The organism is Amycolatopsis sp. NPDC043889 (genome assembly GCF_056435645.1).
Window position 1 is genome coordinate 91426 of sequence record NZ_JBWKEC010000013.1, and the last position, 18999, is coordinate 110424.

The 18999-nt window shown below is 69.2% G+C and carries 21 protein-coding genes; 13 read left to right on the forward strand and 8 right to left on the reverse strand.

Annotation, left to right across the window (positions count from 1 at the left end; all coding sequences use genetic code 11):
- Positions 1-5: 5 nt before the first annotated feature.
- Together AC0685_RS23760 and AC0685_RS23765 are read left to right on the forward strand one after the other, a co-directional pair.
- Positions 6-575 (forward strand): FKBP-type peptidyl-prolyl cis-trans isomerase, encoded by a 570-nt coding sequence (locus AC0685_RS23760; protein WP_219153041.1) that lies wholly within the window; start codon positions 6-8, stop codon positions 573-575.
- A complete protein-coding gene (locus AC0685_RS23765) occupies positions 575-820 on the forward strand; it encodes a cold-shock protein (RefSeq protein ID WP_478227539.1) in 246 nt (81 codons plus the stop codon). Before AC0685_RS23760 ends, AC0685_RS23765 begins: the two co-directional genes overlap by 1 nt.
- A 62-nt stretch (positions 821-882) precedes the next feature.
- Here the strand turns inward: AC0685_RS23765 and AC0685_RS23770 are convergent, their stop codons facing one another.
- Both AC0685_RS23770 and AC0685_RS23775 read right to left on the reverse strand, forming a co-directional pair.
- On the reverse strand, positions 883-1410 hold the full coding sequence (locus AC0685_RS23770; protein ID WP_478227540.1) for a GNAT family N-acetyltransferase: 528 nt from the start codon (positions 1408-1410) through the stop codon (positions 883-885).
- Positions 1407-2378, reverse strand: a complete 972-nt coding sequence (locus AC0685_RS23775) for a quinone oxidoreductase family protein (protein ID WP_478227541.1) — start codon at positions 2376-2378, stop codon at positions 1407-1409. Before AC0685_RS23775 ends, AC0685_RS23770 begins: the two co-directional genes overlap by 4 nt.
- A gap of 95 nt (positions 2379-2473) precedes the next feature.
- Between AC0685_RS23775 and AC0685_RS23780 the strand changes: the two genes are divergently transcribed.
- Positions 2474-2782: a hypothetical protein gene (locus AC0685_RS23780; RefSeq protein ID WP_478227542.1), complete on the forward strand. Its 309-nt coding sequence runs from the start codon at positions 2474-2476 to the stop codon at positions 2780-2782.
- Entirely contained in the window at positions 2779-3645 is an 867-nt protein-coding gene (locus AC0685_RS23785) for an ATP-grasp domain-containing protein (protein WP_340683097.1), read from the forward strand. Before AC0685_RS23780 ends, AC0685_RS23785 begins: the two co-directional genes overlap by 4 nt.
- A gap of 76 nt (positions 3646-3721) precedes the next feature.
- Here the strand turns inward: AC0685_RS23785 and AC0685_RS23790 are convergent, their stop codons facing one another.
- The 5 genes from AC0685_RS23790 to mptB form a co-directional block, all read right to left on the reverse strand.
- Positions 3722-4669 carry an acyl-CoA desaturase gene (locus tag AC0685_RS23790; protein WP_340683096.1) on the reverse strand — a complete coding sequence of 316 codons (948 nt, stop codon included), beginning with the start codon at positions 4667-4669 and terminating at the stop codon, positions 3722-3724.
- 103 nt (positions 4670-4772) lie between these two features.
- Positions 4773-5741, reverse strand: coding sequence for a COX15/CtaA family protein (locus AC0685_RS23795; protein WP_478227543.1), 969 nt, complete (start codon positions 5739-5741; stop codon positions 4773-4775).
- 64 nt (positions 5742-5805) lie between these two features.
- Positions 5806-6606, reverse strand: a complete 801-nt coding sequence (locus AC0685_RS23800; protein ID WP_478227544.1) for an ABC transporter permease — start codon at positions 6604-6606, stop codon at positions 5806-5808.
- Positions 6603-7529 carry an ABC transporter ATP-binding protein gene (locus tag AC0685_RS23805; RefSeq protein ID WP_478227545.1) on the reverse strand — a complete coding sequence of 309 codons (927 nt, stop codon included), beginning with the start codon at positions 7527-7529 and terminating at the stop codon, positions 6603-6605. The genes AC0685_RS23800 and AC0685_RS23805 overlap by 4 nt, the downstream gene beginning before the upstream one ends.
- 19 nt (positions 7530-7548) lie before the next feature.
- A complete protein-coding gene (gene mptB, locus AC0685_RS23810; protein WP_478227614.1) occupies positions 7549-9183 on the reverse strand; it encodes a polyprenol phosphomannose-dependent alpha 1,6 mannosyltransferase MptB in 1635 nt (544 codons plus the stop codon).
- Positions 9184-9354: 171 nt separating this feature from the next.
- On the opposite strand from mptB, the gene AC0685_RS23815 reads away from it, so the two are divergent.
- The 9 genes from AC0685_RS23815 to lepB all read left to right on the forward strand — a co-directional run bounded on the left by AC0685_RS23815 (position 9355) and on the right by lepB (position 17100).
- The gene (locus tag AC0685_RS23815) at positions 9355-10155 is read left to right on the forward strand and encodes a helix-turn-helix transcriptional regulator (RefSeq protein WP_478227546.1); all 801 of its coding nucleotides are present in this window, start codon (positions 9355-9357) and stop codon (positions 10153-10155) included.
- A gap of 38 nt (positions 10156-10193) precedes the next feature.
- A complete protein-coding gene (gene sufB, locus AC0685_RS23820) occupies positions 10194-11600 on the forward strand; it encodes a Fe-S cluster assembly protein SufB (protein WP_478227615.1) in 1407 nt (468 codons plus the stop codon).
- A 2-nt stretch (positions 11601-11602) separates the two neighbouring features.
- Positions 11603-12802 (forward strand): Fe-S cluster assembly protein SufD, encoded by a 1200-nt coding sequence (gene sufD, locus AC0685_RS23825; protein WP_478227547.1) that lies wholly within the window; start codon positions 11603-11605, stop codon positions 12800-12802.
- 35 nt (positions 12803-12837) lie between these two features.
- Entirely contained in the window at positions 12838-13608 is a 771-nt protein-coding gene (sufC, locus tag AC0685_RS23830) for a Fe-S cluster assembly ATPase SufC (protein WP_007029703.1), read from the forward strand.
- Positions 13609-13647: 39 nt separating this feature from the next.
- Positions 13648-14934, forward strand: coding sequence for a cysteine desulfurase (locus tag AC0685_RS23835; protein ID WP_478227548.1), 1287 nt, complete (start codon positions 13648-13650; stop codon positions 14932-14934).
- On the forward strand, positions 14934-15383 hold the full coding sequence (sufU, locus tag AC0685_RS23840) for a Fe-S cluster assembly sulfur transfer protein SufU (protein ID WP_007029705.1): 450 nt from the start codon (positions 14934-14936) through the stop codon (positions 15381-15383). The genes AC0685_RS23835 and sufU overlap by 1 nt, the downstream gene beginning before the upstream one ends.
- Positions 15380-15787 (forward strand): metal-sulfur cluster assembly factor, encoded by a 408-nt coding sequence (locus AC0685_RS23845; RefSeq protein WP_034311811.1) that lies wholly within the window; start codon positions 15380-15382, stop codon positions 15785-15787. Before sufU ends, AC0685_RS23845 begins: the two co-directional genes overlap by 4 nt.
- A gap of 154 nt (positions 15788-15941) precedes the next feature.
- Positions 15942-16271 (forward strand): YnfA family protein, encoded by a 330-nt coding sequence (locus AC0685_RS23850; RefSeq protein ID WP_125687586.1) that lies wholly within the window; start codon positions 15942-15944, stop codon positions 16269-16271.
- Positions 16272-16299: 28 nt separating this feature from the next.
- Complete coding sequence (gene lepB / locus AC0685_RS23855) at positions 16300-17100, forward strand: signal peptidase I (RefSeq protein ID WP_478227549.1); 801 nt, start codon at positions 16300-16302, stop codon at positions 17098-17100.
- Here lepB and AC0685_RS23860 read toward each other — a convergent pair.
- The gene (locus tag AC0685_RS23860; protein WP_478227550.1) at positions 17024-18988 is read right to left on the reverse strand and encodes an ABC1 kinase family protein; all 1965 of its coding nucleotides are present in this window, start codon (positions 18986-18988) and stop codon (positions 17024-17026) included. The two genes, lepB and AC0685_RS23860, sit on opposite strands and share 77 nt — an antisense overlap.
- Positions 18989-18999 lie beyond the last annotated feature (11 nt).

Genomic DNA, 18999 nt, shown 5'->3' on the forward strand with positions numbered 1-18999 from the left:
GCCGCATGCGCACATTCGGCAAGATCGTGGTCATCGGCGCGGGCGTCCTCGCCCTGGCGGCCTGTGGCGAGAAACAGAACACCGCAGGTTCGGCCCAGACCTCCGGCGCGGCCCCCGCGTCGGCGTCTTCGTCGGCTCCGGCCGCCCCGAAGGGCAAGGAATGCACGGCCGAGGACGTGAAGACCACCGGGAAGTTCGGCGAAGCGCCGACCATCACCATCCCGGACGACTGCGACCCGCCGAAGAAGCTCATCACCAAGGACCTCGAGCCCGGTACCGGCGAGGGCGCCAAGGCGGGCGCGAACCTGAAGATGAACTATTCGCTGGTCACCTGGTCCAACAAGCAGAAGCTGGACAGCTCGTTCGACCGCGGCGAACCGTTCGAGCTGACGCTCGGCGCCGGCATGGTCATCCAGGGCTGGGACAAGGGTCTCGAAGGGATCAAGCAGGGCGCGCGGCGGCTGCTGATCATCCCGCCTGACCTCGGCTACGGCCAGGGCGGGAACGGCATCGCGCCGAACGAGACCCTGGTGTTCGTGACCGACGCGGTGAGCGTCCCGACCGACAAGGGCTGATGGGACCTTCCGACGGCCGCGTCCACCGAGGCCGGGTTCGTTCCTGGCTGGTGGACGATGGCTGGGGAGTGGTCGAGTCGGCCGACTTCGCCGACCCGATCTGGGTCCACTATTCGATGCTGAAGGGTTTCGGGCCCGGAGAATTCCGGAAGCTCGACGTGGGCGACGAGGTCGAGCTGACCGTCGAGCACGCGGAACAGGACGAGTTCCGGCTCCGAGCGCTCTGGGCCCGCGCGATGGGCTGAAGTCCGTGAAGGCCTCCTTCCCTACCTTCAGAGTAGGGAAGGAGGCCTTCACGGCGTCCCGCTCAGCCGGCGTACTCCCAGGTGAGCAGAGTGATCTCCAGTCCCTTCTCGACCTTGGGCTCGGGCGCCGCGTCGGTCAGGGCGTAGCCGACGCGGCGAGCGACGGCTTCGCTGGCGGCGTTCTCGGCGTCGATCTTCAGCTGGAGCGGTCCGCGCCCGAGGTCCAGCGCGTGGGCGGTGAGGACCCGCAGTGACCGCGCCGCCAGGTCCCGCCCGCGGTGCGCGGGACCGACGGCGTACCCGAGTTCGGCCGCATCCTCCTTCAGGAACAGCACCACCTCGCCGAGCGGATCGCCGCCGTCGGCCGTGATGGCCAGGCGCAGCCCGTTGCCCTCGGCGCGACGGGCGACGGCCTTCGCGTAGTGCGCCTTCGCCGCCACCTCGTCGAACGGGGAAGGCAATGGCGTGAACCGCGCGACAGCGGGATTGTCGAACAGCCTCGGCATGAACGCGATGTCGTCTTCGACCCACTCCCGCAGGACGAGCCCTTCGCCGGTGAGCCGGACTTCCTCCGGCCAGAGCGTCGTCACGGGATCAGCAGGAGCTTGCCGGTGGTGCGGCGGCCCTGGAGGTCTTCGTGCGCCTGACGGGCGTCGGCCAGCGGGTAGCGGCCGCCGATCCGGATGTTCAGTGAGCCGTCCTGGACGGCGGCGAACAGTTCGTTCACGCGCCACTCCAGTTCCTCGCGGGTGAGCACGTAGTGCGCGGAGGTCGGGCGGGTGAGGTACACCGAGCCGCTGCGGTTGAGCAGCTGCGGGTCGATCGGCGGGACCGGGCCGCTGGCCGCGCCGTAGAGGGCGAGCAGACCGCGGATCTTCAGGCTCGCGAGGCTGCCGTCCACAGTGGACTTGCCGACGCCGTCGTAGACGACCTCGACGCCCTTGCCGCCGGTGAGGTCGCGGGTGGCCTTGGCGAAGTCGACCTGGTCGTAGCGGATGACGTCGTCCGCGCCCGCCTGCTTGGCGAGTTCGGCCTTCTCGTCGGTGGAGACGGTGCCGATCACCCGGGCGCCGCGCGCCTTGGCCAGCTGGACCAGCAGCAGGCCCATTCCACCCGCCGCGGCGTGGATCAGCACGTCGTCACCGGCCTTGACCTCGTAGGTCGAGGCGATCAGCGCGTGCGCGGTGATCCCCTGGAGCATCGTGGCGGCGGCGGTCTCCTCGGACACGCCGTCCGGGATCTTCACCGCGATCGTGGCGGGAACCAGACGGCGCCGGGCGTAGCTGCCCAGCGAACCCTGCCAGGCGACCCGGTCGCCGACGGCGAAACCGGTCACGTCCGCGCCGACCGCGGCCACCGTCCCGGCACCCTCCATGCCCAGGATGAACGGGGTGTCGACCGGATAGATGCCCTCGCGGTGGTAGGTGTCGATGTAGTTGACGCCCGCCGCCGCGACGTCCACGAGCAGTTCGCCGGATCCGGGTTCGCCTACCTCGACTTCGGACAGTTCAAGGACTTCGGGACCACCGGTTCGCCGGATCTGCACTGCCGCGGGCATACATCCTCCTCGTTCAAGGTCGTTCCGACCGGGACAACTATGGCCGACGCCACGGTTATTCCGCGTCCCGGGCCTTTCGCGGTTAAGCTCGGCGCGTGGCTGAGACCGAAGAGAAGACCGAGACCGCCGCCCCCACGTCGCGCCAGGTCGCGGCCGCTCGCGACTTCGTGAAGCGGCACGGGAAGCCGTCGCGCGCGGTGGTGGAGAACATCGGCCGGATCGGCGCGCGGGTCGTGCTCGTGGGTGCCGACGGCGCGCTCGGCGATGTCGTCGTCGCCTCCGTGGCGGCGGGCGAGGCGCTGGTCGAGGCCGTCGAAGACCTCGAGCCCGCCGAGTGGGACAGCGAGACCGTGAAGGCCACCAAGATCGGCGCCGAGCACCGCCGCCGGATGGCGGGGAAGTGAGCGGCTCCGCGATCTTCGCCGCCTGCTCCGCGCTGCCGGAAGGTGACGGCGACGAGCACGCCGTACCCGAGGCGCTGGCCGACCTGGGCTTCAAGACCCGATGGGCCGCCTGGGATGACACGACCGTCGACTTCGCCGCCGCGGACATCGTCGTGCTGCGCGCCACCTGGGACTACGCCGAGCGCCGCGACGAGTTCCTGTCCTGGACCGAGACCGTGCCGACGCTGTCCAATTCGGCCGAGGTCGCGCGGTGGAACACCGACAAGTCCTATCTGGCCGAACTCGGCGACGCCGGGGTCGCGATCGTGCCGACGACCCTGATCGCGCCGGACGAGAAGGCCCCACGCTGGCCCAAGGGCGAGTTCGTGCTGAAGCCCGCCATCGGCGCCGGCTCGCGGGGAGCGGGCCGGTTCACGGCGGGCGACGCGGCCGCCGCGCATCTCTCCGGGTTGCAGGCCGACGGGAACACCGTGCTGCTCCAGCCGTATCAGTCCAGTGTGGACAGTGCGGGGGAGATCGCGCTGGTGTACTTCGGCGGTGTGTACTCGCATGCGTTCTCGAAGGCCGCGATGCTGGGCCGGGAACTCGACGAATCCGGGCTGTACGTCACGGAAAAGCTCGCACCCGTGCAGCCCGCCGCGGGATTCCGGGCACTGGCCGAAGACGCTTTGGACGCGACGGCGGCGCTACTCGGCATCCTGCGCGCGGAACTGCTCTACGCCCGCGTCGACCTCGTCGCCGGTCCGGACGGCAGGCCGCTGCTGCTGGAACTGGAGCTCGTCGAACCTTCGCTCGGGTTCCGGCAGACCGATGCCGCCGCGGCCTGGCGCTTCGCCTCCGCCGTACGGCAGCAACTCGCCTGACGCCCCGCATTTAGTCCTCTGAATGCGATCCTTGCGTGTGCAACTACCGCATTCAGAGGACTAAGTGCGACGGGGGTCAGGCGGGTTTGGCGAGTTTCGCGGCCAAGCGCTCCGGCTTCGGCCACCGCACGTCCCGTGCCCAGCCGAACTTCTCGAACAGCCAGATCACCCGTGCCGACACGTCGACCTGTCCGCGCAGGACACCGTGCCGCGCGCAGGTGGGGTCGGCGTGGTGGGAGTTGTGCCACGACTCGCCCATGGACAGGATCGCCAGCGGCCAGAAGTTCGCCGCCTTGTCACGGCTGGCGAACGGGCGCTCGCCGACCAGGTGACAGATCGAGTTCACCGACCAGGTGACGTGGTGCAGGAACGCGATCCGGACCAGCCCGGCCCAGAAGAACCCGGTCACCACACCCCACCACGACCAGCTGATCAGCCCGCCGAGCACCGCGGGCAGCGCGAGGCTCAGCGTGATCCACAGCCAGAAGTAGCGGTTCACCACGCGAAGATCCTTGTCGGCCACCAGGTCCGGCGCGAAACGGTCGTAGTTGGTCACCTCGCGGCTGAACATCCAGCCCATGTGCGCGTGCCAGAAGCCGCGTAGCAGCGCCGAGGGCGACGTCCCGAACAGCCAGGGGGAGTGCGGGTCGCCTTCGCGGTCGGCGAAGGCGTGGTGGCGACGGTGGCTGGCCACCCAGAAGATGACCGAACCCTGCACGGCGAAACTGCCGGCGATGGCGAGCGCCACGCGCAGCGGCCGCCCGGCCTTGAAGGCGCCGTGGGTGAAGTAGCGGTGGTATCCGACGGTCACCCCGAGCGTCCCGACGGTGTAGAACACGGCCGCCAGCGCCAGGTCGACCCAGGTCATGCCCCAGCCCCACACGATCGGCACGGCGGCGAGCAGCGCGACGAACGGGACCAGCAGGAAGGTCTTGAGTATCAGCATCTCCCCGGAGCCTCGGCGGTGGGAGATCAGGGGTTTGGACGGACTGGCCGGTGCGTCCGGCTCGGTGCTGGCGGTCATGCGACACCTCGTGCCTCGACTGGGTGGTGACCCCCGTGTGGGGCACCGAGCGCAGCGTAAGGGCACCGTCTGGCGAGCACGCCGCCTGGGGGTTACGTCCGGTTCAGTTCGAGGTGGCGAGTTCGCGTTCCGGAGCCGTGGCCGAGGACACGGGACCACGGTCGCGCGAGCCGCACCACAGCGCCGCCGTCGAGATGATCACGAGCGCGGAGCCGAGGACGTGGAACGAGACCAGCGCCTCCGGGACACCGAGGGCGTACTGCACCGAGCCCACGACGCCCTGGAGGACCGCGACGACCCACACGATGGTGTACCGCTTCCACAACTGCTTCGGCGTCACGCCACGCATCAGCTGGAGCCCGAAGACGGCCAGCACGATCAGGTAGACCACCAGCAGACCACCGTGGACCTGGGTGAGCGTCTCGATGGGGGCTTGGAGCCGGTGGGTGCCGGGGTCGCCGCCGTGCGGGCCCGCCCCGGTCACGGTGGTTCCCGCCACGAGGACGGCCCACATGGACACGGCGAGCGCGATCAGCGTCTTGCGTCCCGCGTCCGGGATCAGCCAGCGGGCGGGCTCGTCACCCTCCTTGAACGCGCGCAGCAGCAGGACCGCGAGCCAGACCAGAGGAGTGGAGGCCAGGAAGTGGAGCGCGACGGTCCACCATTCGAGTTTCGCGAGCACGGTGATCCCGCCGACGACGGCCTGCAGGATCACGCCGGCGGGCATCGTCCAGGCCAGCTTCACCAGACGGCGGCGGCTCGGGTGTTCGATCTGCACGCGCCACGCGGTGATCACGCACAGCGCGGCGACCAGGATGACCACCCCGGTCAGCATCCGGTTGCTGAACTCGATCCACTGGGTGAGCGTGTCGAACTCGGGGTGCGCGACCGGCACGATGCTGCCTTCGACGCACTGCGGCCACGTCGGGCAGCCGAGGCCCGAACCCGTGACGCGGACGACCGAGCCGGTGACGCCGATTCCGGCCTGCGCGATCACCGCCGCTATCGCGACCGCTCGCTGGACCGCGAACGAGGGATACGGCAGACGCGCTACAAGGCTCTGGAACGGCACCGTCCGATGCTAGAACGCCCTTCCTGAGAGCGTTCCACCGGCCGCACCCGGTGTGTCGGCCGCCTCAGGTCAAGCGAGTGGTCTTGCTCGCCAGCGCGCCCGCGACGACGCCCCAGCCGACGAGCACCGCGAACGGGCCCCAGCCGAACGAACCGTCCAGCAGGACCGACCGCAGGCCTTCGGCGAGCGCGCCCGAGGGAAGCAGTTCGACGATCCACGCGACGCCGGACGGCATGGTCGACGGCGCCAGCAGGATGCCGCCCGCGAGCAGCAGCACGAACCAGACGATGTTCGCCAGCGCCAGCACGGCCTCCGCGCGCAGCGCCCCGCCGAGCAGCAGGCCCAGCGCGCCGAACGCGAGCGTGCCGACGATCAGGAACGGGATCGCGCCGAGGATCCCGCCGAGCGACGGCGACCAGCCCAGCAGCGCGGCGACGGCACCGAGGATCACCGCCTGCAGCGCGACCACCACCAGCGCGGCGGCCACCCGGCCGGCGACGAGCAGCCAGCGGGGCAGTGCGGTGGCGGAAAGGCGTTTGAGGACGCCGTAGCGGCGGTCGAACCCCAGCGCGATGGCCTGTCCGGTGAACGCCGAAGACATCACCGCCAGCGCCAGGATCCTCGGCGTGATCCAGTCTGCTTTGGACGAATCGCCGAGTTGCGACGACGGCAGGATGTCCAGCAGTGACAGGCCGATCAGCAGCGCGAGCGGGATCAGCAGGGTCAGCAGGATCTGCTCGCCGTGGCGCAGCGTCAGGCTCGCTTCGACCTTCGCGTGCGTGCGCAGCATCTTGCCGAGCGAACCGCGGCCGGGAGCCGGGGTGAACGTGCCCGGGGCGAACCGGGGAGTGGGCGTCGTGGTCATGCGCGCAGTTCCCGTCCGGTCAGCTCCAGGAAGACCTCTTCCAGCGTGCGCCTGCCGACCTGCAGCTCCTCGGGCATGACACCCTGCTGCGCGCACCACGCCGTCACCGTCGACACCACCTGCGGGTCGATCGCGCCTTCGACGAGATACGTGCCCGGCGCCGACTCGTGGACGAGGTGCCCCTCGGGCAGCGCCGCGGTCAGCAGTGCGGTGTCGAGCCGCGTCCTGGCCTTGAACCGCAGCTGTGCGCTCTCACCGGCTTCGACGGTCAGCGACTGCGGGGAACCTTCGACGACGACCTTGCCGTGGTCCACGATCACCACGGTGTCGGCCAGCGTTTCGGCCTCCTCCATCAAATGCGTGGTGAGCAGGACGCTGACCCCGTCGGCGCGCAGCGCTTCGAGCAGGTCCCAGACCAGGCGGCGGGCCTGCGGGTCCATGCCCGCCGTCGGTTCGTCGAGGAAGAGCAGTTCCGGCCGTCCGACGAGCGCGCAGGCGAGCGAGAGCCGCTGCTGCTGCCCGCCGGAAAGCCGTTTGAACGGAGTCTTCCTCGCTCCCGCGAGCCCGAGGACGTCCAGCAGCCAGGCGGGTTCGAGCGGGTTCGCCGCGCACGCGGCGACCAGCCCGAGCATCTCGTCGGCGCGGACGCCGGGATACGCGCCGCCGCCCTGGGGCATCACGCCGATCCGGGGCCGCAGCGCGGCGCCGTCGCGCGCCGGGTCCAGGCCCAGCACACGGACTTCGCCGTCGTCAGGCCGCAGGAAGCCTTCGCAGATCTCGACGGTGGTGGTCTTGCCGGCTCCGTTCGGGCCGAGCAGAGCGAGCAGTGCGCCACGGTCCATCCGCAGATCGAGTCCATCGACGGCGGTGGTGGATCCGTAGCGTTTCACCAGCCCGGTGATCTCGACGGCGGGGGCGTTCACGACAGGTCACGATACGGCCTCACGCCGGGACCGAATGCTCCGGGGACGGTCTGGACAGCAGCAGTGGTGAGAGGCGGTGGACGATGAACAGCCCCAGTAGCGTGACGACCCCGGCGGCGGCCCACGCGAACGGCAGGACGAAACCGCGGCCCTCGAAGGTGCTTCCCGTCGTCGGCAGCAGGAACGGCAGAACGGCGGTGACGATCGTCGCGGCGATGCGGAACCGCGAGGTCCCCGCCGCCGCGGCGAGCGGGATGATCGCCCACAGCAGGTACCAGGGCTGCAGCGCGACGTGCAGCACCATCACCGCGCCGAGGGAGACACCGAGGCCGATGATCGGCCGGTAGCGCCATTTGAAGCTGTCCCAGAGGAACTTGACCGTCACCGCGCCCGCGACGAGATAGCCGAGCGAGCCGAGGATCGGCACCATCGCGTTGGTGTGGTTGCCGAGACCGAGCGCGATGCCGAGGACACCGCCGAGCGCGGCGAGTTCCGACGTCGGCGAAATCCAGGAGCGGACCAGTCCCGGCGTGCCGAGCGCGCCGACCCAGCCGAAACCGAGGCCCGTGCCGTAACAGACCGCCACCAGGGTCACGCCGAACAGCAACGCCATCGGCACCGCCGCGGTGACCAGGTCCTTGATCCGGCCGTGCCATCGTCTGGCCACCATCACCGTGAAGAACGGCAGCGCCAGGATCGCGTTGATCTTCACCGCGACGCCGAGGGTGATGAGCACCACCCCGAGCCCGATGTAGAGGAGTTCGCCCTTGGCCGGCGGGGGCGGCTCGTCGTTCTTGAACCGCACCGGCATCCGCTGGAGACCGACCTCCAGCCCGGCCACCATGAGCCCGATCGCGAGCGCGTCGTTGTGGGCGCCCGCGACGAAGTGGAAGATCAGCAGCGGGTTCGCCGCGCCGAGCCACAGCGCGGTGGCGGGCTGCACGCCGAACCGCCGGGCCAGCCGGGGCAGCGCCCAGATGATCAGGATGACGCCGATCAGCGCGAGCCCGCGCTGCAGCAGGACCCCGGTGACGATGTTGCCACTGCTCAGCGGGGCGAGCCAGCCGCCGAGGCGGAGCAGCAGCGGGCCGTACGGTGCCGGGGTCTCGCGCCACATGTTGGAGACGCCCGAGGTCAGCGGATCGGAGACGCCGAGCGCTTCGGCCGGGCCGAGGGAGTACGGGTCCATCCCGCGGGCGACGATCTCGCTCTGCGCCAGATAGCTGTAGACGTCGCGGGAGAACAGCGGCGGGATGAACAGCAGCGGCGCGCACCAGAGCGCGATGGTGCGGGCGAGCTGGCCCTGGGTGGCGAGGCGGCGGCGCGCGGGCTGCGCGAACCGGCCGAGCAGCAGCCAGCTGAGCACGATGATCGCCATGCCCGCCAGGCCCATCGCGAGCGAGACCATGGGGATCCGGGTGAACAGCCGCAGGACCGGGATCTCCTGGACCGGGTTGATCACCGGGGCGGCGCCCGCGCCGAGCGAGCCGAGGGCGAGGAACAGGGAACCGACCGCGCCGAACCGGCGGACCACGTTCAGCCCGCGCAGTTCCTTGTCGTCCAGGGGTTCCGGATCGTGCGGGCGCCCGGGGACGAGCGTCGCCACCGACCCCGCCGACTCCACGGCCCGGTCTTCCGGCTCTGCCCCGTCCATGTCCCGCTGTGCCGGGTGATCGCCCACTGCCACGCACGAAGGGTAGCGATGCCGGGAACAGACCGGGCGGGTACGTGGTTACCCCTGTGCTCAGCCGGGCCGACGTGACCCACGCCACTCCGTGAGGCACCCCTCTTTGCCGTCTCCCCGGAAATACGTCACACTTGTGTTGTGAAAAAGACGGGGACGCAGGACGAGGCCGGTGGCGACATGCCCCGCGCCGAGGTCCAGCCTGTCCCCGCGCAGGTCGGCCCCGAGGGCCGGACCAGGCACGAAGTGGCCCGCCTGCTGCTGGAACAGGGGCCGATGACCGCCGTCGTGGTGGCCGAGCAGCTGGGGATCAGCGCCGCCGCCGTCCGCCGTCATCTCGACGCGCTGCTCGCCGACGGCGAGGCCGAAACCCGGGACGCGCCCCGCCGCGGCCCCCGCGGACGAGGCCGTCCGGCCAAGAACTTCCTGCTCACCGAAGCCGGCCGCGCCCGGTTCGGGCACGCCTACGACGACCTCGCGTCCTCGGCCATCCGCTTCCTCGCCGAGCACGCCGGCGAAGACGCCGTGAAGGCCTTCGCGGAGGCTCGGGTCGCTTCGCTGGTCGGCCCGCATCAGGACGCGATCACCAAGCACACGGACCCCGCCTCGCGCGCCGAGGCCCTCGCTGCGGCGCTGACCAGGGAGGGTTACGCTGCGTCGACCCGTCAGGTCGGTGTCGGCGAACAGCTCTGCCAGCACCATTGCCCGGTCGCCCACGTCGCCGCCGAGTTCCCTCAGTTGTGCGAAGCCGAGACAGAGGCTTTCGCGGAACTTCTGGGTACTCACGTCCAGCGGCTCGCGACCATCGCACGCGGTGACAACGCGTGCACCACACACGTACCCGTCGTCTCGGCGGGTCACCCGGCCACACCCGGGCCGGGAAGCACGGCGCCCTCCCCAGGGCGCACAGCACGGATCCCGAATGGAGGGAAACCCGCATGACTGCCGCTGCCGAGCAGCGCACTCCCACCACCGCGCCCATGAGCCAGGAAGAGACCATCGAGTCCCTTGGCAAGTACGCGTTCGGCTGGGCGGACTCCGACGAGGCGGGCTCAACGGCCCGTCGCGGACTGAATGAGGACGTCGTCACCGACATCTCCTCGAAGAAGTCCGAGCCGGAGTGGATGCGCGAAGCGCGACTCAAGGCGCTCAAGCTCTTCGACTTGAAGCCGATGCCCAACTGGGGTGCGGACCTCTCCGGGATCGACTTCGACAACATCAAGTACTTCGTGCGGTCCACGGAGAAGCAGGCCACTTCCTGGGAAGACCTGCCCGAGGACATCAAGAACACGTACGACAAGCTGGGCATCCCCGAGGCGGAGAAGCAGCGCCTCGTCGCCGGTGTCGCGGCGCAGTACGAGTCCGAGGTCGTCTACCACCAGATCCGCGAGGACCTGGAGGCGCAGGGCGTCCTGTTCCTGGACACCGACACCGCGCTCAAGGAGCACCCGGAGATCTTCAAGGAGTACTTCGGCTCCGTGATCCCGGCAGGGGACAACAAGTTCTCCGCGCTGAACACCGCGGTGTGGTCCGGCGGCTCGTTCATCTACGTCCCCAAGGGCGTCAAGGTGGACATCCCGCTGCAGGCGTACTTCCGCATCAACACCGAGAACATGGGTCAGTTCGAGCGGACCCTGATCATCGTCGACGAAGACGCCTACGTGCACTACGTCGAGGGTTGCACCGCGCCGATCTACCAGTCCGACTCGCTGCACTCGGCGGTCGTGGAGATCATCGTGAAGAAGGGCGCCCGCTGCCGTTACACGACCATCCAGAACTGGTCGAACAACGTCTACAACCTGGTCACCAAGCGCGCCAAGTGCGAAGAGGGCGCGACCATGGAGTGGATCGACGGCAACATCGGTTCCAAGGTCACGATGAAGTACCCGTCCGTGTTCCTCATGGGCGAGCACGCCAAGGGCGAGGTCCTCTCGGTCGCGTTCGCGGGCGAGGGCCAGCACCAGGACGCCGGCGCGAAGATGGAGCACCTGGCGCCGCACACCTCCTCGACCATCGTGTCGAAGTCGGTGGCGCGCGGCGGTGGCCGCACCTCGTACCGCGGCCTGATCAAGGTCGCGAAGCGGGCGCACCACTCGCGGTCCAGCGTGGTCTGTGACGCGCTGCTGGTCGACACGATCTCGCGGTCGGACACGTACCCGTACGTCGACATCCGCAACGACGAGGTCTCCATGGGCCACGAGGCGACCGTCTCGAAGGTCAGCGAAGACCAGATGTTCTACCTCATGTCGCGCGGTCTCGACGAGGCCGAGGCCATGGCGATGATCGTGCGCGGGTTCGTCGAGCCCATCGCGCGTGAGCTGCCGATGGAGTACGCGCTCGAGCTGAACCGCCTGATCGAGCTTCAGATGGAAGGGTCCGTCGGCTAGTCATGTCGGTTACCGAGAACAACGTTTCCGAAGCGATGCGCGAGGGCGTTGGCGAGCCCGCCGGCTCTGGAGGCACAGTTGTGCCGGCCACGTCCCGCGCGGAGCGCTTCACCTCCTACGACGTCGAGGCCTTCGAGGTCCCTGGCGGTCGTGAGGAGAACTGGCGTTTCACTCCGATGAAGCGGCTGCGTGGCCTGCACGACGGGTCCGCCGCCGCTTCGGGTTCGGCCGCAGTGGACGCCGACGCCGCGCCCGAACTGAAGATCGAGACGGTCGGCCGGGACGACGAGCGCCTCGGCGCCGCGGGTGTCCCGAGCGACCGGATCGCCGCGCAGGCGTACTCCTCGTTCACCGAGGCCACCGTCATCACGGTGCCCAAGGAGACGAAGACGTCGAAGCCGTCGACGGTGAAGATCACCGGCCCCGGCGAGGGCAAGGTCGCCTACGGGCACGTGCAGGTCCGCGCCGAGCAGTTCTCCGAAGCGGTCATCGTCCTCGACCACGTCGGTTCCGGCACCTACGCCGACAACGTCGAGTTCGTCATCGGCGATTCGGCGAACGTGACCGTGGTCAGCGTCCAGGACTGGGCCGACGACGCGGTGCACGTCTCCGAGCAGCACCTCAAGCTCGGCCGCGACGCCACGCTCAAGCACATCGTCATCACCCTGGGCGGTGACCTCGTCCGCGTCTCGCCGACGGCGACGTTCGCCGACAAGGGCGGCGACGTCGAGATGCTCGGCCTGTACTTCGCCGACTCGGGCCAGCACCAGGAGCACCGGCTCTTCGTCGACCACGCGGTGCCGAACTGCAAGTCGCGGGTGATGTACAAGGGCGCGCTGCAGGGCGACGACGCGCACACCGTGTGGGTCGGCGACGTGCTGATCCGGGCGGCCGCCGAGGCCACCGACACCTACGAGCTCAACCGCAACCTGGTGCTGACGCCGGGCGCGCGGGCGGACTCGATCCCGAACCTGGAGATCGAGACCGGCGAGATCGAAGGCGCGGGCCACGCGAGCGCGACGGGAAGGTTCGACGACGAGCAGTTGTTCTACCTCCAGTCGCGCGGAATCGGCGAAGACGCCGCGCGTCGCCTGGTCGTACGCGGGTTCTTCCACGAGATCCTGGTCAAGATCGGCGTTCCCGAGGTGCGCGAGCGTCTCGAGGCCGCGATCGAAGCCGAGCTCGAAGCCGTGGGCGTCTAAGCCCTCGTCCGTCCACATCAGACTTTAGGAAAGAAATGCCTACGCTGGAAATCAAGGATCTGCACGCCTCGGTCACGACCGAGGAGGGCCCCAAGGAGATCCTCAAGGGCGTCAACCTGACCATCAAGTCGGGCGAGACCCACGCGATCATGGGCCCCAACGGTTCGGGCAAGTCCACGCTGTCCTACGCCATCGCCGGTCACCCCAAGTACGAAGTCACCTCCGGGCAGGTCCTGCTCGACGGTGAGGACGTGCTGGAGATGAGCGTCGACGAGCGCGCCCGCGCGGGCCTGTTCCTCGCCATGCAGTACCCGGTCGAGGTTCCGGGCGTGTCCATGTCCAACTTCCTCCGCACCGCGGCCACCGCGGTCCGTGGCGAGGCCCCCAAGCTGCGCCACTGGGTCAAGGAGGTCAAGGAGGAGATGGGCAAGCTGGAGATCTCGTCCGAGTTCGCCGAGCGTTCGGTGAACGAGGGCTTCTCCGGCGGCGAGAAGAAGCGCCACGAGATCCTGCAGCTGGCGCTGCTCAAGCCGAAGATCGCCATCCTCGACGAGACCGACTCCGGCCTCGACGTCGACGCGCTGCGCGTCGTGTCCGAGGGCGTCAACGAGTTCAAGGCCAACAACGACGCCGGCGTCATGCTGATCACGCACTACACGCGGATCCTGCGGCACATCACGCCCGACTTCGTGCACGTCTTCGCCGGCGGCAAGATCGTCGAGTCCGGCGGCCGTGAACTCGCGGACGAGCTGGAGGAGAACGGGTACGTCAAGTACACCGGCTCCGCCGAGACCGCCGCCGTCTGATCACTGAACTTCACGACTACACCGAGAGGAGTTGGCCCGATGACCACCACCACGGCTAACTCTGTACCGCTGGACGTAGCGGCCATCAGGGCCGACTTCCCGATCCTGACCCGCACGGTGCGGGACGGGAAACCCTTGGTGTATCTGGATTCCGGTGCGACGTCCCAGAAACCGGCGCAGGTGCTCGAAGCCGAGCGCCGGTTCCTGGAGACCTCGAACGCCGCGGTGCACCGCGGCGCGCACCAGCTCGCCGAGGAGGCGACCGACGCCTACGAATCCGCCCGCGTGCGGATCGCGGAGTTCGTCGGCGCCTCCCCGCACGAGCTGGTGTTCACCAAGAACGCCACCGAGGGCATCAACCTCGTCGCCTACGCGATGAGCAACGCCGCCACGGCCGGTCCCGGGGCCGAGCGGTTCAAGATCGGTCCCGGCGACGAGATCGTCATCACCGAGATGGAGCACCACGCGAACCTGGTTCCGTGGCAGCAGCTCAGCCAGCGCACCGGCGCGACGCTGAAGTGGTTCTCCGTCACGGCAGACGGCAGGCTCGATCTGTCCAATGTGGACGAACTGATCACCGAGCGGACCAAGGTGCTCGCGTTCACGCACCAGTCCAACGTGCTCGGCACGATCAACCCGGTCGACTTCCTGGTGAAGAAGGCCCGCAAGGTCGGCGCGCTGGTCGTGCTGGACGCCTGCCAGTCGGTGCCGCACTTCCCGGTGGACCTGCACGCGCTGGACGTCGACTTCGCCGCTTTCGCCGGGCACAAGATGGTCGGCCCCTACGGCATCGGTGTCCTCTATGGACGCCGTGAGCTGCTCGAAGCGATGCCGCCGTTCCTGACCGGCGGCTCGATGATCGAGCTGGTCCGCATGGAGCAGACCACCTTCGCCGCGCCGCCGCAGCGGTTCGAGGCGGGCACCCCGATGACGTCGCAGGCCGTCGGCCTCGGCGCGGCCGCCGACTACCTGTCTGCGATCGGCATGGACCGGGTCGCCGCGCACGAACACCTCCTCACCGAGGCGGCGCTCGCCGGGCTCGGCGAGATTCCTGGCGTGCGGATCATCGGCCCCACCGACATGACCGACCGCGGCGGACTGGTGTCGTTCGTCATCGACGGCGTCCACCCGCACGACTCCGGTCAGGTGCTGGACAGTCTCGGTGTCGCCGTCCGCGTCGGGCACCACTGCGCGTGGCCGCTGCACCGGGCCTGCTCGGTGCCCGCGACCGTGCGCGCTTCGTTCTACGTCTACAACACACTGTCCGAAGTGGACGCTTTGGTGAACGGTGTGCGTGAGGCGCGGAAGTTCTTCGGGGTGGCGTGATGAACCTCGAAAGCATGTACCAGGAGATCATCCTGGATCACTACAAGAACCCGCACGGCCGTGGCCTGCGCGAGCCGTTCGACGCCGAGTCGTTCCAGGTCAACCCGACCTGCGGCGACGAGGTGACGCTGCGGGTGAAGGTCGACGACGGGAAAGTCGCCGACGTCTCCTACGAGGGACAGGGCTGTTCGATCAGCCAGGCTTCCACGTCGGTCTTGACGGATCTCGTCGTCGGGCACACCGTGGAGGAGGCGTTCACCACCATGGACGCCTTCGTCGAGCTGATGCAGGGCAAAGGGCAGATCGAACCCGACGAGGACGTGCTGGAGGACGGCATCGCCTTCGCCGGCGTGGCCAAGTACCCGGCCCGCGTGAAATGCGCCCTGCTCGGGTGGATGGCGTTCAAGGACGCCGTCGCCCGCACGACCAACGGAGTTGAGACGGCATGACCGAACAGCAGACCGAAACCCGCGAGGGGCGCACGGCCGCCGACCTCGACGCCGAGACCGCCGCCGCCCCGGATGCCGCCGACGTGGCGAAGGTCGAGGACGTCGAAGAGGCGATGCGCGACGTCGTCGACCCCGAACTCGGCATCAACGTCGTTGACCTCGGGCTGGTCTACGACATCCGGGTCGAGGCGGACAACACCGCCACCATCGACATGACCCTGACGTCCGCGGCCTGCCCGCTGACCGACGTCATCGAGGACCAGACCGGTGCCGCGCTCGTCGGCGGGGGAACCGGGCTGGTCAAGGACTTCCGGATCAACTGGGTCTGGATGCCGCCGTGGGGCCCGGAGAAGATCACCGACGACGGCCGCGAACAGCTGCGGGCGCTCGGCTTCACCGTCTGACCTCTTTGCGCGTGAAGGCCCCCTTCCCTCGGGTCACCCGAGGGAAGGGGGCCTTCACGCGCTTCTCTGCCAAGGTCAACGCCATATAGTCACCCTTTCGTATAACGACCTATACGGCTCGGCGACGGCGCGCGCGTCGCAATAAGCTCCCGGCATGATCGTCCGGTCCATCGCGCTGTTCGCGCTCGCCGCGCTGCTGGAGATCGGCGGAGCCTGGCTGATCTGGCAGGGCGTCCGGGAGCACCGCGGCTATCTCTGGATCGGCGCGGGCGTCGTGGCACTCGGTCTCTACGGCTTCGTCGCGACGCTCCAGCCCGACGCGAACTTCGGCCGCATCCTCGCCGCGTACGGAGGAGTGTTCGTCGCGGGTTCGCTGGCGTGGGGGATGGTCGCCGACGGCTACCGGCCGGACCGCTACGACGTCATCGGTGCCTTGATCTGCCTCGCCGGGGTCGGGGTCATCATGTACGCGCCCCGGGGTTGAGCCGGGACCATCGGCGCTATTCTGCGCTGTGACCGAAACGGACTTCCCCGCTCCGCCCCCCGAAAGACCCGGGCCGAAGCGAAGATTCTCCCCGCTCCTGTTGGTGATGATCCTGGTGGCGATCGTCGGCGTGGGCACCGGCGGATATGGGTTCTGGACCCTGCTGAGCTACCGCATGGTGAGCGTCCCCAGCACCGGGATGGCGCCCACGATCCCGCCGGGGTCGGTCGTGCTGTACCGCTGGACCGCTCTCCCCGAAATCCCTCGCGGCTCGGTCGTCCTCATGGATCTCGCCGCGTTTCCGGACGCGGCACCCGGCGATGGCCGGATCGTCAAGCGGGTGATCGGTGTCGGTGGTGATCAGGTCGTCTGTTGTACGAACGACAACCTGATCACCGTCAACGGGAAGCCGGTCAAAGAGCCCTACACCGAGGACGACAACGGGTACGGCCGCAAGGAGCACATGCCGTTCAGCGTCCAGGTTCCGCCGGGCGCGGTGTTCGTCGCGGGGGATCAGCGGAACAACTCCCGGGACTCGCGGCTCTACGTCGGCATGCCGGGCGACGGTGCCGTCCCCCTCTCCAAGGTTTACGGAGTCGTCGTCGGCATGGGGAGCACCCTGGGCGCCGAGCCTTTTCCGCAGACCACGGCTTTCGTCGAAGCGGGACTTTCCGGGGATCCCGTGTCCGACACCGGATTCCGTAGCTCGCGGAACCTCGCGTTCGCCGGCACCGGACTCGTCGTCCTCGGTGTCATCGGGGCGATCGTGATCGTTGTCCGCTCCGCCGGAAAACGACGAAGAGCAGCCGCAATCCCACCAGCGCACTGACCACCAGCAGGTTGTAGCCGAACATCTGGTGCAGCGTGACCCCGTCCAGGACCTCCGGACCGGTCGCGCTGCCCAGCAGCAGCACGGCCATCAGCCCGGTGGCCACGCCGACGAACGCCAGCAGGATCTCGTGCACCAGTCCGGTGACCACGTCGCGGTCGCGTTCGTCGGAGAACAGCCGGACGTTGACCGAAAGCCTGCCCTGTTCCAGCGCGTTGCCGATCCGGTCGACGCGGCGCGGCAGCCGCCGCAGCACCGGCAGCAGCGCCATCAGTTCGTTGGTGGCCGTGGACCGCAGCGATTCCGGTCGCAATCCGGCACCGACCTGCTCGGCGGCGTAGGCGCGGGATTCGACGACGATGTTGAACCCCGGTGCCAGCGCGGCCAGCGTTCCCTCCAGGGTGGCCAGCGCGCGGAACACCGCGGCGATCGGCGGGGGCACGCTGAGCCGGAAGTCGGCGATCACCCGGAACAGGTCGGTGAACATGTCCAGATCCGGCGCCTGTCCGTGGTTGAAATGCTTGGCCACCAAGGAACCCAGTGCCCGCTCCAGGCGTCGTTCCTCGATCTCGTCCGGCCGGTCGACGATCTCCAGCAGACCGTCGCGCAGCGCGGCCGGGTCGCCGCGGTCGAGCGCGAGGATGAGGTTCTGCAGCCCGCCGCGCAGGCCCGAGTCGAGCCGTCCGACGGAGCCGAAGTCGAGCAGGCCGAGCCTGCCGTCGGTGAGCAGCAGGACGTTGCCGGGATGCGGGTCGGCGTGGAAGACACCGCTGCCCATCACCTGGCCGAGCACGCACCGCAGCATCGACCGCGCGAGGTCGGCCCGTTCCGCGGCCGGGACCTGCTCCCGCGCGGCGGCGAGCGGCTTGCCTTCGAGGCGCCGCATCACCAGGACCCGTTCGGTGGACAGTTCTTTGTGGACGGTCGGCAGCGCGACCTCGGTGCCGGGGTACGCCGCGGCGACCGCTTCGATGTTCCTGGCTTCGGTGCGGAAATCGAGCTCTTCGACCAGCGCGTCGGCGAATCCCTCGGCGAGGTCGACGACGCCGAGCGAACGGGCCCAGCCCGCGCGCAGGTCCAGCGCGGCCGCCACCCGGCGGACGATGTCGAGGTCCCGGTCGACCAGCGCCTGCACACCGGGCCGCTGCACCTTGACGACCACTTCCTGTCCGTCGCGCAGCTTCGCCCGGTAGACCTGCGCGATCGACGCGGCCGCGATCGGTTCCGGGTCGAACTCGGCGAAGATCTCGTCCGGGTTTCCGCCCAGTTCCTCCCGCAGCACTGTCGCGACCTCGTCGGCGTCGGCGAAGGCGACCTGATCCTGGAGTTTGCTGAGCTCGTCGACGAACACCGGCGGCAGCAGATCGGACCGCGTCGAGAGCAGTTGGCCGAGTTTCACGAACGTCACGCCGCCCTCCTCCAGCGCACGCCGCAGCGATCGCGCCAGTTTGGCGTGCCGGACCTGGGCGAGGCCGGGTTCGCGACGGCCGGTGAGGTACCGGCCGAGGCCGTGCTTGATCGCGATCCGGGTGATCTGCGAGTAGCGCCGCGTCCGCGCCGCGCGGCGGCGAAGTGACCGGATCCTGCCGATGAGCCCCAGCCCGGAGCCCGACGGCAGCGCGAGTTCCGCGACGAACAGGAAGATCAGCGTCGCGAGGAACGCGCCGCCCAGCACCGGGATGACCAGCCCGGCGAAGGCCCCGCCCATGTACATCGGCGAGGGGAACGCGCTGAGGATGCCGCCCGCGACCAGCCAGCCGAAACCGGCGGCGCAGAACGCGCGGATCACGCCGATCCGCACACCCAGCACGCGGCGGGCGGCGACCACGAGCGGCCACAGCATCAGCGCGTAGACGGGCAGGGTGAGCAGGCCGAGCAGCAGGTTCATGCCGAAGAGCA